Genomic DNA, 14,995 nt, shown 5'->3' on the forward strand with positions numbered 1-14,995 from the left:
ATTGCTTTCCAATAGAGGCGGGTGCATACTCCTATTTGAAGGCAATAGGAGAGCTTGGAATGGGTGAGAAGGCGGATGTGTGGCAGGGGACGCTGGCGTTGATGGTGTTGAAGACGCTGGAGAGTATGGGCTCGCTGCATGGGTATGGGATTGCGCGGCGGATCGAGCAGACCAGCGGGGATGTGCTCTCGCTGAACTATGGAACGCTGTATCCGGCGTTGCTGAAGCTGGAGCAGGAGGGGGCAATCGTGTCGGAGTGGGGGGTGTCGGAGAACAATCGCAAGGCGAAGTTTTACAAGCTGACGCGGGTGGGACGGAAACAGATTGAACGGGAGACCGATAACTGGGAGCAGACGACGGCGATCCTGTCGCGGTTTCTACGAGGGACGGAGGATCCGGCATGAAGAGGCTGCGTGCGGCGTTGCGACGATTGGTTGGGATGTTTTCTGGCGGGCGGCGGGAGCAGGAGTTTAACAACGAGATGGAAGGGCATCTGCAGATGCACATCGACGACAAGGTGCGCGCGGGGATGACGGCGGAGGAGGCTCGACGGGATGCGCTGCGGAAGCTTGGCGGTCTGGAGCAGACGCGGCAGGCTTATCGCGAGCGCGGCACGGCTCCTTTCTTCGAGACGCTGTGGCAGGATCTGCGCTTCGCGGCGCGACAGCTGGTGAAGAATCCGGGGTTCACGATTACGGCGGTGCTGATGCTGTCGCTGGGAACTGCGGCGAGTGTTGCGATCTTTGCGTTTGTGGATGCTGCGCTGCTGAAGCCTCTGCCCTACGAGGATCCGCGTACTTTGGTGGACGTGACGGAGAGTGTTGCGGTATTTCCGCATGCAAATCTCTCTTATCCCGACTATCTCGACTGGAAGAAGATGAATCACAGCTTTCGTTCGCTGGACGTCTACACGGGTGCGGGTTATCTGTTGGATACGCCGTCCGGAGTGGAACCGGTACCGGGGCTGCGAGTGACGGATGGGTTCTTTCACACGCTGGGCGTCGCACCTTTGCTCGGGCGTGACTTTTACTCGGGAGAGGATCTGCTGAGTGCTCCGCGGACGGTGATCTTGAGTTACTCGGCGTGGCAGACGCGGTTTGGCGGACGGAAGGATATTGTGGGGCAGGTGGTTTCGTTGAGCGGCACACCGTACACGATTGTGGGGGTGATGCCGGACAGCTTCGAGTTTGCGCCTCGCAACAATGCGGAGTTCTGGACGACGATGCACGCGGGTGGTTCGAACAGTTGTGATCTAAGGCGCAGTTGCCATTCTCTGGTGGGTGTTGCGCGATTGAAGGACGGCGTGTCGGTTGCGGCGGCGCTTGCGGATACGAAGGCTATCGCGCAGCAACTGGAACGACAGTATCCCGACTCAAACCGTGGGCAGGGGGCGACAGTGCAGACGCTGACGGAGGCGTTTGTTGGCGATATTCGTCCGATTCTGCTTCTTCTCTTGGCGGGGGCGGGTCTGCTTCTCCTGATCGCGTGTGTCAATGTGGCGAGTCTGCTGCTGGTGCGTTCGGAGAGCCGCAGGCGGGAGATCGTCGTGCGAGGTGCGTTGGGGGCGTCGCCGTTGCGGCTTGTCCGACAATTTGTAACCGAAGGAGTTTTGCTTGTCCTGGGGAGTACGCTGCTTGGATTGGTCTGTGCGGTCTTTGCCTCGCAGGCTTTGCTGCGACTTATCCCGAAGGACATGCGGCTGCAAATGCCATATCTTCGCGGGCTGGGGCTGAACTTTCATGCCGTGTGCTTTGCCTTGGCGATTGCGACTCTGGCTAGGGCGATCTTTTCGCTGACGCCGATTGTGCGACTCTCCTTCGGCGAGATGCGGGAGGGTTTGACGGAGGGTTCGCGGGGGTCGGCGGGTGTGCTTTGGCGGAAGATCGGCGCGAACCTAACTGTACTGGAGCTTGCGATTGCGACGGTACTTCTGGTGGGCGCCGGGTTACTGGGCAAAAGCTTCTACCGTCTGCTGCATGTCGAGTTGAACTTTCAGCCTGATCACCTGGCGACGCTTTCGGTCGCTTTGCCGGAGAAGATATATACGAAGGATGAGCAGATCGTGGCAGCACGCAGGCAACTTCTGAATCGCATCGCGGCTCTACCGGGCGCGACTTCAGTGGCGACGACGAGCACGCTTCCGGTCACATACAACGGCAACACGGAGTGGATACGATTTGTTGGGCGTGAGTACAACGGGGAACATAATGAAGTGAATGAGCGCGACGTGACCGCGAACTTCTTCTCGACTTTGAAGACGAAGCTGATTCGCGGGCGTTTCTTTAATCCGGACGAGGATGGGACAAAGCCTCGTGTTGTGATCATCAATCAGGCTTTTGTGAAGCAGTATTTTTCGGGTCAGGACCCTCTGGGCGCGAGGATTGGCGATACCACGTTGTCGCCGAAGTCGATCAAGGAGGTTGTTGGGGTGGTGGACGATCTGCGCGAGTCAAAGCTCAATGAGAAGACTCTGCCCGCGGTCTACTATCCCGCGGATCAGAGTCCTGATACGGAGTTCAATCTGGTTGTTCGCACGACTCAGGATGAGAAGACGCTACTGCCTACGCTTGTGTCGACGATTCACCAGTTTGACAGAGGGATCGGCACTTCGGAGGAGTCGACGATGTTTCGTTACATCAATGAGTCGGAGACTGCTTATCTGCACCGGTCGTCGGCGTGGCTGGTGGGAGGATTTGCTGCGTTGGCTCTGCTGTTGGGGATGATTGGGCTGTATGGGGTGATTGCCTATTCGGTGGGGCAGAGGACGCGGGAGATCGGTGTGCGGATGGCGCTTGGGGCGCAGAGGGAGATGGTGCAGCGGATGGTGTTGAAGGAGGGCGGGCGGCTGGCCGCGCTGGGGATTGTCGTAGGACTGGTGTGCTCGCTGGCAGCGACCTCGCTGTTGCGCAGTATGCTGTTTGGCGTGCACTCGTGGGACGTGGGGACGCTGGCTGGGGTGGCTTTGTTGCTCGCTGCGGTTGCTTTGCTTGCGAGTTACGTTCCGGCGCGAAGGGCGGCGTCGATCAATCCGGTGGAGGCTCTGCGGGCGGAGTAAGGTTCTGCCTAGTTTTTGGCGAACGAGAGGGTGACAAGGGCAACAGCAGATCCTCTTCGGGGATGCCAACAAAACTGCAACGACAACCGCATAACAAGAACTGCAACGGCGACGGCTGCTGTAGTGGATATACTGCTGAGACTGGAAGATCTGCCTATTGGAGAGTGCGAGGATGTCGAGGAATCTGGTTCGGATTGGTGTGTCTTGTGGCGTGTTGCTTGCTTCTGCGATGGCGATGGGAGCGGGACCGCAGGAGAAGAAAGACAGCGAGAAGAAGAAGGATCAGAAGCTGGTGGTGACAGGAACGCCGGTGGTCGATCCAGCGGAGCCGCCCTCGGACTCGACTACAGACGGTTCGGTGACGGTGGGTGGGCAGACGATCACTTACCGCGCGGTTGCGGGGACGCTGACGGTGGGATCGACGGATTCGCAGGACGCGATGCTGGGGCTGGATGGGAAGCTGCTGCCGGATACGGGAGAGAAGACTCCCGATCCGGAGAAGCCGGAGGAGGCTCCAGCTACGTCGCGGATGTTTTATGTGGCGTACTTCAAGAAGGATGCGCCTGCGGGACGGCCGGTAACGTTTCTTTATAACGGCGGACCGGGGTCGGCGACGATGTGGCTGCATATGGGCTCGTTTGGGCCGAAGCGCGTGGTGACGACTGATGCGCAGCATGATGAAGGCGCCCCTTACAAGATCGTCAATAACGATTACAGCCTGTTGGACGTGAGCGATGTGGTTTTTATCGATGCGCCGGGGACCGGGTTCAGCCGGATTATGGGCAAGGACAAGGAAAAGGCGTTCTGGGGTGTGGACCAGGATGCGCATGCGTTCGACCGGTTCATTCGCAGGTTTTTGACCAAGTACAACCGGTGGAACTCGCCGAAGTACCTGCTTGGCGAGAGCTATGGGACGCCGCGGAGTGCGGTGCTGTCGGCTGCATTGCAGAATGTGGATTTGAATGGGATTGTTTTGCTGTCGCAGATCTTGAGCTTCGATAACAGCATCGATGGGCCGAAGTGGAATCCTGGCGTGGATCAAGCTTATGCGCTGGGTCTGCCTACGTTTGCGGCGAGCGCCTTTTATCATCACAAGCTGCCGACTCAGCCGGCGGCGCTGGAGCCGTTTTTGACTGAGGTGGAGCAGTATGCAATTGGCGACTATATGAGTGCGCTGCTGCAGGGGTCGGAGCTGCCGGAGGCCAGGAAGCAGGCGGTGGCGGAGAAGCTGCATCAATATACGGGGCTGCCGGTGGCGTACCTGATGAGGGCGAATCTGCGGGTGACGGGCGGGGCGTTCAGCAAGCAGCTTCAATTGGACGATGAGACGACGACGGGGCGGCTGGATACGCGGTACAAGGGGCCGGATCTCGATCCGCTGAGCGCGGATGCGGAGTATGACCCGCAGAGCAATGCGATCTCGTCGGCGTATACGGCGGCGCTGAACCAGTACATGCGGACGGAGTTGAAGTATGGCGAGAACCAGACGTACAAGCCGGGGGCGTATGTGGATCCGGACTTTACGTGGGATCTGCGGCACCAGGCTCCGGGTGGTCCGCCGGCGAACCAGCAGGAGGGAGGGACGAATGTGATGCCGGACCTGGCGTACACGATGAAGTCCAACCCGAAGATGAAGGTGATGCTGGTGGGTGGGTACTTCGATCTGGCGACACCGTACTTTGAGGGCAAGTTCGAGATGCACCATCTGCAGATTCCGCAAAAGCTGCAGGCGAATATCAGCTACCACTACTACCAGAGCGGGCACATGGTCTATGTGAACGAAGAGGTGTTGAAGCAGTTCCATACGGATGTGGCGGGGTTTATCCGGGGGACTGAGGACGGAAGATAAGTTTTCGTTAGGTTGGTGTACCGTCGGATTGAGCGCAGATTCGGAGGCTTTGTTCTACTGCTCGATCAGCTGTGAAAGCCTGTGGTTGGGGAGATTGGAGATCCGGGGCCGCTAAGAAGCCGGAGAGCTAAGGTAAGAAGTAGAGGCTCTGCCATCCAGAGGGAGTGGTTGCCGAAGCGCGGGGCGCCCCAGGCTCCGACGATGGCTCCAGCCAGAAAGCAAAGACAGATTAGGCCGAGGTCAAAGGCCTGAGAACGGCCTTTCTCGCGAACTTCCGGCGTGGAGGAAGGAGCGAGTCCGTCGTAGAGTCCTTCGACTGCATCGCGCAGGTTGCCGGTGATGAAGGTAGAGTTGAAGGCGAATCGGTCAACGCGGCGGAAGCTGGCTACCTGTAGCGCGGCGACATAAGCGATGATGCCGGTGAAGGCCATGTGAGGGAAATCAAGGGGAAGCCAGCCAAGCGCGAAGAGGGAGACGATCTCAAAGGTGAGGCCGATGATGGCGGCGTGGGTGGCGCGGGAGCGGAGGTGCCGGGAGGTGGTGACGCCTGCGAAGAAGCCCAGGATAGGGATGACATGGGGAATCACTTCGCGCCATTGCTGGCCAACAACGGCTATACCGAGAAAGATGACGTTGCCTGTCATGGCGTTGGCGAAGACGTGGCCGTGATTGAGGAAAACGACAGCGTCCAGCATGCCACCGGCGCTGGCGAGGAGTACCGCATCGGTGAGGGAGCTGGGTTGAGGAGTCGTATCGAGAGCCATGTGGATCCGGTGGGGGCCAACCCAATGGTATAGGGTGTCTGGCATGGATCTTGATTGAGAAATCGTACGACCACGCGCCGTTGAAGCGGTAAGTCATGATGGAAGATATGAGTGACTTGTTATCAGATCCCGCATCTTCTGGGTGCGTTGGCGCGTCTAAAGTTATGCAGAAAGCTAAAATTTGTTGAGGTGATAAGAGTTATGGCGATCAAGTGGGATCGGTTGACGGTGAAGTCGCAGGAGGCGGTGCAGGCGGCGAGTGGATATGCCGGGGAGAATGGCAATCCGGAGGTGATGCCGCTGCATCTGATGGCGGCGCTGCTGGAGGACCGCGAGGGAGTGGTGATCCCGGTGCTGGAGAAGATTGGGGTGCCGGTGGAGCAGCTGCTGTCGGGGGTGAATTCGGCAATTACGAAGCTGCCGAAGGTGCAGGGTGGGGGGCAGCCGGGGCTGTCGAATGCGTTGCAGAAGGTGCTGGAGCAGGGATTCAAGGAGGCGGAGAACTTCAAGGACGAGTATGTGTCGACGGAGCATCTGCTGCTGGCTTTGTCGAAGGCGAAGAATGACCCGGTGCAGCTGGCGCTGGCGTCTCTGGGCGGGACGCATGAGGCGATCCTGAAGGCGTTGAGTGCGGTGCGCGGGAGTCAGCGGGTGACGGATCAGAACCCTGAAGGGAAGTTTCAGGCGCTGGAGAAGTATGCGAAGGACCTGACGGATCTGGCGCGGCGCGGGAAGCTTGATCCGGTGATTGGGAGGGACGAGGAGATTCGGCGGGTGGTGCAGGTGCTGAGTCGCAGGACGAAGAATAATCCTGTCCTGATCGGCGAGCCGGGCGTGGGCAAGACAGCGATCGTGGAAGGGTTGGCGAGAAGGATCTTTCTGGGCGATGTGCCGGAGATTTTGAAGAACAAGCGCGTGTGCTCGCTGGATCTTGGCGCGATGATCGCCGGGGCGAAGTTTCGCGGAGAGTTTGAGGATCGGCTGAAGGCGGTGCTGAAGGAGATTGAGGAGTCGAACGGCGAGATTATTTTGTTTATCGATGAGTTACATACTCTCGTGGGCGCCGGTGCGAGCGAGGGTTCGCTGGACGCGAGCAATATGCTGAAGCCTGCGCTGGCTCGCGGCGGACTGCGGGCGATTGGCGCGACGACGCTGAGTGAGTACAAGAAGTACATTGAGAAAGATGCTGCGCTGGAGCGGCGGTTCCAGATCGTGTATGTTGGCGAGCCGAACGTCGAGGACACGGTTGCGATTCTGCGTGGGCTGAAGGAGAAGTATGAGGCTCACCATAAGGTGCGGATCAAGGACTCGGCGATTGTGGCTGCGGCGGTGCTGAGCCATCGTTATATCTCGGATCGGTTTTTGCCGGATAAGGCGATTGACCTGGTGGATGAGGCCGCTGCAGCGCTGGCGATTCAGATTGGCTCGGTGCCGGTGGAGATTGATGATCTGGAGCGGAGGGCTACGTCGCTTGAGATTGAACGTGCAGCGTTGAAGCGGGAGAAGGACGCGGGATCGCAGGAGCGGCTGGAGATTGTGGAGCGTGAGCTGGCCGAGGTGAAGGAGGCGGCGGTTGGGCTGCGTGCGCGTTGGCAGAAGGAGCGCGGCGCGATCGGAAAGATGGCGGAGTTGAAGGAGCAGCTGGAATCTTTGCGCTTCCAGATGGGCGAAGAGACGCGGAAGGGCAATCTGCAGAGGGCGGCGGAGTTGCAGTATGGCGAGATTCCGAAGCTGGAGGCGGAGCTGCGCGAGTTGACGGCGGAGCAGGATGCGGCGGTTCGCGAGGATGAGGCGGAGGCGAAGTCGGGCGCAGTTGCCGGCGTGGCGAAGCGGCCTTCACGGATGTTGAAGGAGGAGGTCGACGAGGAGGATATCGCCGCGGTGGTGTCGAAGTGGACCGGGATTCCGGTCTCGAAGATGCTGGAGGGCGAGATGCAGAAGCTGGTGCAGATGGAGGAGCGTCTCCGTGAGCGCGTGGTTGGTCAGGATGAGGCGCTGAGTGTGGTGGCGAATGCGATTCGGCGTTCGCGTGCCGGCTTGAGCGATCCAAAGCGGCCGATTGGCTCGTTCATCTTTCTTGGGCCCACGGGCGTGGGTAAGACAGAGACGGCGAAGGCGCTGGCGGAGTTTCTGTTCGATGACGAGGCCGCGATGGTGCGGATCGACATGAGCGAATACATGGAGAGGCACGCAGTGGCGCGATTGATTGGAGCGCCTCCGGGATACGTCGGGTATGACGAGGGCGGACAGTTGACCGAGGCGGTGCGGCGCAGGCCATATTCGGTGATCCTGTTTGATGAGATTGAGAAGGCGCATCCGGATGTGTTCAATGTGCTGTTGCAGGTGCTCGATGATGGGCGGCTGACGGACTCGAAGGGCAGGACGGTGGACTTCAAGAACACTGTTCTGATCATGACTTCGAATGTTGGCGCGGGGCAGTTGTCGACGGCGTGGGCACAAGGCGAAGAGGGATTTGAAGAGGCGAAGAGCCGCGTGCTGGAGGAGTTGCGTAAGCACTTCAAGCCGGAGTTCCTGAATCGCGTAGATGACATTGTGATCTTCCATCCGCTGGCTGATGAGCAGCTGACCCATATCGTCGATCTGCGGTTGAAGGATCTGGAGAAGCTGCTGGCGGATCGAAAGATTACGCTTGAGCTGACCGATGGCGCGAGGAAGGCAATCTTCAAAGCGGGGTATGACCGGGCTTACGGAGCGCGTCCTCTGAAGAGAGCGATTCAGCGGCTGGTGCAGGACAAGCTGGCGGTGAAGATTCTGGATGGCAGCGTGCTGCATGGCGACCATGTGATGGTGACGGCTGGGAAGAACGCCCTTGAGTTCAAAGTACAGGGGCGCGAGGTCGCAGTCTCGTAACAACTTGTCCCCGGCGTAACGAGATGGCCCGCCTGCAATGGCGGGCTATTCTTTTGTCGTATTGCGACGGAGGTTTTCACAGACTATGCGCGAGTTCAGGACGTGGAGTGAAGGATAGCGCTGGTTCGATTCGGCTAGTGTCACTGTTTGATAGAGTGAGAGCGTGACGGCAAAGACAGTGGGCAACTCCAGCGTGGGCACGCGCAGCAGACGGCTGCTTCTTTTTGTGGTGTGCAGCCTTCTTCTTGCGAATGTGGTTCAGTGGGGGATCTGCCGCGCGCTGCATCTGGGAAACCCTGGCAGCATCAAGGATGACGTCGCTAAGTTTCTGCACGTGCGGCAGTGGACCGACTCGTGGTTGCCGATGATGAAGTCACTTGATTACTTCGACGCGAATCCTACGAAGCCGATCTATGCGGCTCCCCTGTACGACACGCTGATCTATTCGCTGGCGAGTGAGTTGCCGTTGGTTGCATTGCGCAGGCTTGGCGTGGGTGATGCGGCGATGCTTCGTTTGCTGGCTGTGTTTTCCTGGTTCTCGGTGGTTGGGGTTGCGGCAGTGTCGCTGGCGATGGGGCGCAGACTGTTGCGGAGGCGCGGCGCGGATCTGAGTTGGATGGATGTTCTTGCGGTGGTGCTTGCTTGTCTGGGGTGTTATCCGTTGTTGAAGGGATACGCGTTGGGGAATGCTCAGACGATGCTTTCGTTTGGATTTGCGGTGATGCTTTACCTGTGGACGTCGGGGCGGGAGCGCGAGGCGGGTGTTGTGGCGGCGCTGCTTGCGTTTGTGAAGCCTCAGTATGTGCTGCTGCTCGTGTGGATGGTGGTGCGCAGGCGATGGGGTGCTGTGTGGGCGTTCCTGGTCTGTTCCGGTGTTTTGGTGGCGATGTCGGTGGCGGTCTTTGGCTGGCACAATAATCTCGACTATGTGGGTGTGCTTGCGAGCTTGAGCCATAAGGCGCAATCGCACTATGCGAATCAGTCGATGTTCGGGACGTTGAATCGCATGATCTTCAACGGCGAGAACATGGGATACACGCCGCATGTTTATACCCCTTACGTTGCGTGGGTGTACCGTGCGACGGTGCTGACGTCGCTGGTGCTGGTAGGTGGGGTGCTGCTGTTTCCGTGGAGGAAGATGAGGGGATCGACGGCGGATATCGCTGCGATGGGGCTGGCGTCGGTGGCGGCGTCGCCGATGGCGTGGGAGCATCACTACGGCATTGTGTTCGGGATCTTTGCGTGGTTCTGGTTTGCGTATGGGTGCTGGGAGAGCAAGAAGCCGTGGTTGTGGGGGCTGTCGTTTTTTCTTTGCGCCAACTTTCTGGCGGCGACTAATCTGCTGGCAGACAAGTCCGGATGGAATGTGCTGCAGTCGTACATGTACTTTGGAGCGCTTCTGTTGCTTGTGTTGTTGATGCAGCTGGCACGTCGTGCGGAAGTTGACGAAGCCATTGCTGCGTAACTTCTACCTGCTGACTCGCGCGAGATTATTTCTCAGGTTGAGGTTGGGAGCCGGGTGCGAATTGCACGGACGCTGCGTCGCCTCCCATGGCGGGTCCTAACGACGTGATGTCGGCGTGCGCGGCGGCGAGAGCCTGATCGGTCCAGCTCCAGCCGCTGTGCAGGAGCACGAAGACGTGATCGCCGGGTTGGGCGGAGAGCTGCTCGTAGGGGATGATGGGAAAGCCGGTGAAGTGGCGCATGTGCTCGGCGGTGAGAGACTCGGTGTCGCGCCGGCTCCAGAGCAGCTCCTGAGGGCTGGAGTAGACCAGGGCCATGCGGGAACGTATGTCGGGGTCAGGCTCGTAGTAGCTGGCTACCTCGAAGGTGCCCATCTCCTGAAGGTAGAGCAGGCCGCTGGGGCTTGAGAGAATGGCGGCTTTGATCTGCGGGCTCAGTGTGAGCGAGGCCATGAAGTCTTGAGTCTTTGCCTGCTCGGCGTGGATGCGGATGGCTCCCGTGACTATGATCGCCACCGCGAGTGTGGATAGCGTAAGGATGGCTGTGCTTGTACGGCGAAGTAATGGATAGAGGGCGATCGCCAGGAGAATGCTGAGCGCGACGATTGCGCCGAGGACGTAGCGAACCTCGATGGAGTGGGTGACGAACAAGGCTAGCAGGAAGCCGAAGAAGGGCAGTGCGGCGAGAACGAGGACGAAGACGAGTTCTGCGTCTGGGAGATGGAGTTCTTTGTTGCGTAGTTGCCGGACGCTGCCGAAGACGAGCAGAGCGGCGAAGACGATGAGGCCGAGGGCGGCGAGGTGCTGGATACGGCGGCTCGCGTGGGTGTAGTCCAGGAAGAGCGAACGATAGGCCTGGGTGATGGCGTGGTAGCCCACATCTCCGGCGTTGTAGTAGTTCTTGCGAAACTCGGCGGCGGATCTTTCAAACGGCAGCGCGAAGGCGATGCAGGCCATGCCGAGGATGATGGCACCCACGACGGGAAGGTCCAACCGGCGGTGTTGGATAGTGCGAAAGAGCTCTGCGCCGCAGAGAGGAAGAAGCAACAGGACACCGAAGTAGTGGGTGTTGAGTGTGAGTGCGACCGCGAGGGCGAGAAGGATGAGGGAGCCGGTGCGTCGCGAGCTACGACGGGTTGCACTCTGCCAGCTCACCATAGCGAGACCGTAGAAGCCGAGCAGCAGGCCGTAGGGGCGGCCTTCGGCGGAGTAGAAGAGAGTCGCTGTCATCGCGGGAAAGGCCATCGCGAAGATCGCGGCGTGCTCATTGGCGATGCGGCGCACAAAGTAGAAGAGGCAGAGCTGCATGAGGAGATAGCCGAGCAGCGAGGGCAGTCTGAGGGCGAAGGCTCCGGCGCCGAAGAGGCTGATCGCAAGGTGTGCAAGGGTGTGGTAGACGAGGGGATCGAGCGAGATGGGATAGCTGCGCTGAATGTGGAGGAGTTGGGCGTAACTGGGCACGCTGTCGGTCTGGAGGACGAAGAACTCGTCCTGCGACAGGAGCTTGTGATGCGACCAGAGGAGGGAGAGGACGGCGGTGAGGATCAGAAAGGCGACGGCTGTCCAGGGGAGAGCAAGACTGTCGGATCTGCTTTCAACACTGGAACTCTGCGACGAAATCATATCTTGACTGAGACTCTAAGCCGCTGCTGCTCTGAGTTGGGCCGGAGATAAGCAGCTGGCGCCGGCTGGACTACTGGCGGCGTGGCGGAGGGTAGCGTTGGGGTGAAGAACATCTCTAGGCGTGGGATGCGGACGAAGAGGAGGAGGCCCATGACGAGAGCCGTCGACGTGAAGGCGGCCATGAGGAGAGGTTCGCGATAGAGCTTTTCGGGGTTCTGGACGGCGCTGTCGTGCTTGAAGGCGAGCTTGAGATAGACGGCCATGGTAAAGGCTACGAGAGGAAAGCCGAGGATGAGCTCGATGCGGTAGCGGATGATGAAGGCACCGAGAAAGAGCATCGCGGTGGAGGCGTAAAACACCACGGATACGAGCAGCGATTCGGGCGTGTAGCGCTTGAAGGACGCGCGGTAGGCGCCTGCGACGGCGCGATCGCCGATCTCGGAGAGCTCGCTGAAGCGCTTGAGGCCCATGAAGTAACAACCGAGCATCCAGTAGGCGATAAGCAGCGATACGGGTGGGACGAGGACGCTGGTGACGGCGTACCAGCCGAGCAGCATGCGCAGGGGATTGTTGATGGACTCGGTGAGGACGTCGAGGTAGGGTACGTCCTTGGTGCGGATCGGAGGGAAGTTGTAGAGGCAGCCCATGATCCAGAGGATGAGTGCGACTAGTGCGAACATGCGTGAGATAGTGAGGCCGATGGCGATTCCGGCGACCATCATCAGGAGCCATTGCACATAGGCGGCGGGAATGTTGACCAGGCCACGGGCGGCGGGGCGGTTGCGTTTGGTGGGATGAAGGCGGTCGAAGGGTGCGTCGAGGACTTCGTTGATGACGTAGTTGCTGCATGCGACGAGCGTCACCGCGACAAATGCCAGCAGCAGCGTGATGAGAAGATGGGGTGTGAAGAGCGCGGGATAGACGCTGAGCGGCACGATGACGCCGGGCAGAACGAAGAGATTCTTGATGGAGTGATCGAGTCTGGCGATGGCGAGATGGGCGCGGAGGCGCTCGGACAAGGAGACGTTGCGCGGGGGAGGCTCGGGCATGTTTTTTGTAAGGGCTCCTTAGCCAGCTGCCTTGGGGCTACGGGCTCAGTGTAGCAAATGGAGATGAAGCCAGTGGATGACGGTGACCTCTGGCAGTGGGCGATTTGTTTACGATAAGCTTGGGTGCGGCGCGGTGTGCGCGTCTGGAGCAGGCGGGCGCATGTCACGGAGAGCAGTGATTATCGGTGCTGGACCTGCAGGGCTGACTGCAGGGTTGGAGTTGCTGAGACGGTCGGATGTCAGGCCGATCATTCTTGAGGCGAGCGAGGAGATTGGCGGAATCTCGCGCACCATCAAGTACAAGGGCAACCGAATGGATATCGGCGGCCATCGTTTTTTTTCCAAGAGCGATCGCGTGATGCAGTGGTGGGTGGACCTGATGCCGCCCGATGTCGGCGATGCGGGTTCTGAGCCGGAGATTTCGTACCAGGGAAAGAAGCGGATGGTCGCCGTGCCGGCCCGGCTACCGGAGGAGCCTGTGCTGCGTGGGGCCGGGCCGATTGATCCGCATGCGGCGGAAGAGATCGAGGATAAGGCAGAGAACGAAGGGCCGGTAGAGATGATGGTGACGGCAGCGACGCCGGATCCTGATCCGGACCTGGTGATGCTGATCCGTCCGCGTAAGAGCAGGATCTATTATCTGCGGAAGTTCTTTGACTATCCAATTACGTTGACGGCGACGACGTTGAAGAATCTGGGAGTTGTCAGGACGTTCCGTGTCGGTACGAGCTATATGAAGTCGCAGGTGAGCCAAATTGCGCCGGAGAAGAGTCTGGAAGATTTTTTGATCAACCGGTTTGGTCGGCAGCTCTATCTAACGTTCTTCAAGAGTTATACGGAGAAGGTTTGGGGTACGCCCTGCAATGAGATCTCGGCGGAGTGGGGAGCGCAGCGGATCAAAGGGCTGAGTTTGACGACGGCGGTGAAACACTTTTTGAAGAAGGCGTTTGGAGGCAAGGCAAAGACGGGTGACTTGGCGCAGAAGGGCACAGACACAAGCTTGATCGAGCGGTTCATGTATCCAAAGTTCGGGCCGGGGCAGTTGTGGGAGCATGTTGCGGATCTGGTTCGTGAGGGCGGCGGCGAGATTCATATGGGTTTGAAGGTGGATCGGATTCACTGCTCGAGAGAAGGCGGCGTGAAGCGGGTTGTGTCGGTCGATGCGGTGAATGCGGAGGGAGAGCGGCAGACGTTTGCGGGAGACTATTTCTTTTCGACGATGCCGATGCGCGAACTGGTGGAGGCGATGGATGCTCCGGTGCCCGAGAATGTGCGCGAGGTGAGCGCGGGGCTGCAGTATCGCGACTTTATCACGGTGGGTCTGCTGGTGGACAGGCTGAAGGTGAAGGAGCCGGACGGTGGGCTGCTGAAAGATACGTGGATCTACGTGCAGGAACCTGATGTGGTACTGGGACGGTTACAGATCTTCAACAACTGGAGCCCGTACCTGGTCGCGGACCCGACGAAGGTTTGGATTGGGCTGGAGTACTTCTGCTACGACACGGACGATTTGTGGAAGATGCCGGATGAAGAGTTGAAGAAGTTCGCGATTGCCGAGGTAGCGAAGATCGGGATTTTGAACGCAGAAGATGTTTCCGACGGACATGTGGTGCGGGTGCCGAAGACCTATCCGGCGTACTTTGGCACGTATGACCGGTTCGACGAACTGAGAGAGTTTACCGACGGGTTCGAGAATCTGTTTTTGGTGGGACGAAATGGGATGCATAAGTACAACAACCAGGATCACAGTATGTTGACTGCGATGACTGCGGTGGATGGTATTGTTGCTGGGCACATCGATAAGGCTGCGCTGTGGGGGATCAACACGGAGCAGGAGTACCACGAGGAGAAAAAGTGACAAGGATTCTGGTTGTGGGAACGATGCTTCTGGTGATCTTCGTGGCTGTGTTTCGGCAGCGAATCTTTCTGCGTGATCCGCTGGGCAAGATGGAGAGAAATGACGTGGCAGTCGATGGGGCACGGCTGTACATCAACTTTTCAAACGATGTGCTGGTCGAGGAGCCGGGGACAGAGCGGCGGTATTTGGTGCAGGGGTGGAGTGGGATTCCCGGAGTGCCGCAGATTCTGGGCTGCGTCCAAGGGCTGGCGTGCTGGACCGATGCGGACCACGCGTCCGTCTATCCGCTCGATGGACGTGGTGCGGGTGCCAAGGCGGCGATGAGCGCAAAGGTGGTTACGTTTGCGGACGAGACGGGCGCCAGGATTCGGGTGCAGTTGAGGTAGCCAGGCTGCGACGTAAAATAGCGCGTAACCTTTTGCGGCGGGGAAAGCTCTAACGATTCGGACCTTGATGGGTTAGA

General features: G+C 59.2%; 10 protein-coding genes. 7 read left to right on the top strand and 3 right to left on the bottom strand.

Annotated elements, in window-relative coordinates; translation table 11 throughout:
- Positions 1–59 precede the first annotated feature (59 nt).
- From RBB75_RS08255 to RBB75_RS08265, 3 genes are all read left to right on the top strand, one after another.
- Positions 60–404: a PadR family transcriptional regulator gene (locus RBB75_RS08255; protein ID WP_179640353.1), complete on the top strand. Its 345-nt coding sequence runs from the start codon at positions 60–62 to the stop codon at positions 402–404.
- Entirely contained in the window at positions 401–3,055 is a 2,655-nt protein-coding gene (locus RBB75_RS08260) for an ABC transporter permease (protein ID WP_353070145.1), read from the top strand. Before RBB75_RS08255 ends, RBB75_RS08260 begins: the two co-directional genes overlap by 4 nt.
- A 172-nt stretch (positions 3,056–3,227) precedes the next feature.
- Positions 3,228–4,904: a S10 family peptidase gene (locus tag RBB75_RS08265; protein WP_257031290.1), complete on the top strand. Its 1,677-nt coding sequence runs from the start codon at positions 3,228–3,230 to the stop codon at positions 4,902–4,904.
- Between the two features lie 65 nt (positions 4,905–4,969).
- Here RBB75_RS08265 and RBB75_RS08270 read toward each other — a convergent pair whose 3' ends face one another.
- Positions 4,970–5,713 carry a YoaK family protein gene (locus RBB75_RS08270; protein ID WP_179640355.1) on the bottom strand — a complete coding sequence of 248 codons (744 nt, stop codon included), beginning with the start codon at positions 5,711–5,713 and terminating at the stop codon, positions 4,970–4,972.
- Positions 5,714–5,869: 156 nt separating this feature from the next.
- Here RBB75_RS08270 and clpB point away from each other — a divergent pair, with 156 nt between their 5' ends.
- Positions 5,870–8,539: an ATP-dependent chaperone ClpB gene (gene clpB / locus RBB75_RS08275; RefSeq protein WP_353070146.1), complete on the top strand. Its 2,670-nt coding sequence runs from the start codon at positions 5,870–5,872 to the stop codon at positions 8,537–8,539.
- 163 nt (positions 8,540–8,702) lie between these two features.
- Positions 8,703–10,004, top strand: coding sequence for a glycosyltransferase family 87 protein (locus tag RBB75_RS08280; protein WP_353070147.1), 1,302 nt, complete (start codon positions 8,703–8,705; stop codon positions 10,002–10,004).
- A gap of 25 nt (positions 10,005–10,029) precedes the next feature.
- On the opposite strand, the gene RBB75_RS08285 is transcribed toward RBB75_RS08280, so the two are convergent.
- Both RBB75_RS08285 and RBB75_RS08290 read right to left on the bottom strand, forming a co-directional pair.
- Entirely contained in the window at positions 10,030–11,625 is a 1,596-nt protein-coding gene (locus RBB75_RS08285; RefSeq protein WP_353070148.1) for a glycosyltransferase family 39 protein, read from the bottom strand.
- Positions 11,622–12,674: a UbiA prenyltransferase family protein gene (locus RBB75_RS08290; protein WP_179640359.1), complete on the bottom strand. Its 1,053-nt coding sequence runs from the start codon at positions 12,672–12,674 to the stop codon at positions 11,622–11,624. Before RBB75_RS08290 ends, RBB75_RS08285 begins: the two co-directional genes overlap by 4 nt.
- A gap of 160 nt (positions 12,675–12,834) precedes the next feature.
- On the opposite strand from RBB75_RS08290, the gene RBB75_RS08295 reads away from it, so the two are divergent.
- Both RBB75_RS08295 and RBB75_RS08300 read left to right on the top strand, forming a co-directional pair.
- Positions 12,835–14,532: an NAD(P)/FAD-dependent oxidoreductase gene (locus RBB75_RS08295; protein WP_179640360.1), complete on the top strand. Its 1,698-nt coding sequence runs from the start codon at positions 12,835–12,837 to the stop codon at positions 14,530–14,532.
- On the top strand, positions 14,529–14,918 hold the full coding sequence (locus tag RBB75_RS08300; RefSeq protein WP_179640361.1) for a hypothetical protein: 390 nt from the start codon (positions 14,529–14,531) through the stop codon (positions 14,916–14,918). Before RBB75_RS08295 ends, RBB75_RS08300 begins: the two co-directional genes overlap by 4 nt.
- Positions 14,919–14,995 lie beyond the last annotated feature (77 nt).

This window comes from Tunturibacter empetritectus, assembly GCF_040358985.1.
In the GTDB taxonomy this organism is placed as follows: Bacteria; Acidobacteriota; Terriglobia; order Terriglobales; family Acidobacteriaceae; genus Edaphobacter; species Edaphobacter empetritectus.

Bases quoted from the DNA above. Each gene is read 5' to 3' on its own strand.
- RBB75_RS08255 (WP_179640353.1), top strand. From the start codon at position 60: ATGGGTGAGAAGGCGGATGTGTGGCAGGGGACGCTGGCGTTGATGGTG.
- RBB75_RS08260 (WP_353070145.1), top strand. From the start codon at position 401: ATGAAGAGGCTGCGTGCGGCGTTGCGACGATTGGTTGGGATGTTTTCT.
- RBB75_RS08265 (WP_257031290.1), top strand. From the start codon at position 3,228: ATGTCGAGGAATCTGGTTCGGATTGGTGTGTCTTGTGGCGTGTTGCTT.
- RBB75_RS08270 (WP_179640355.1), bottom strand. From the start codon at position 5,713: ATGCCAGACACCCTATACCATTGGGTTGGCCCCCACCGGATCCACATG.
- clpB (WP_353070146.1), top strand. From the start codon at position 5,870: ATGGCGATCAAGTGGGATCGGTTGACGGTGAAGTCGCAGGAGGCGGTG.
- RBB75_RS08285 (WP_353070148.1), bottom strand. From the start codon at position 11,625: ATGATTTCGTCGCAGAGTTCCAGTGTTGAAAGCAGATCCGACAGTCTT.
- RBB75_RS08290 (WP_179640359.1), bottom strand. From the start codon at position 12,674: ATGCCCGAGCCTCCCCCGCGCAACGTCTCCTTGTCCGAGCGCCTCCGC.
- RBB75_RS08295 (WP_179640360.1), top strand. From the start codon at position 12,835: ATGTCACGGAGAGCAGTGATTATCGGTGCTGGACCTGCAGGGCTGACT.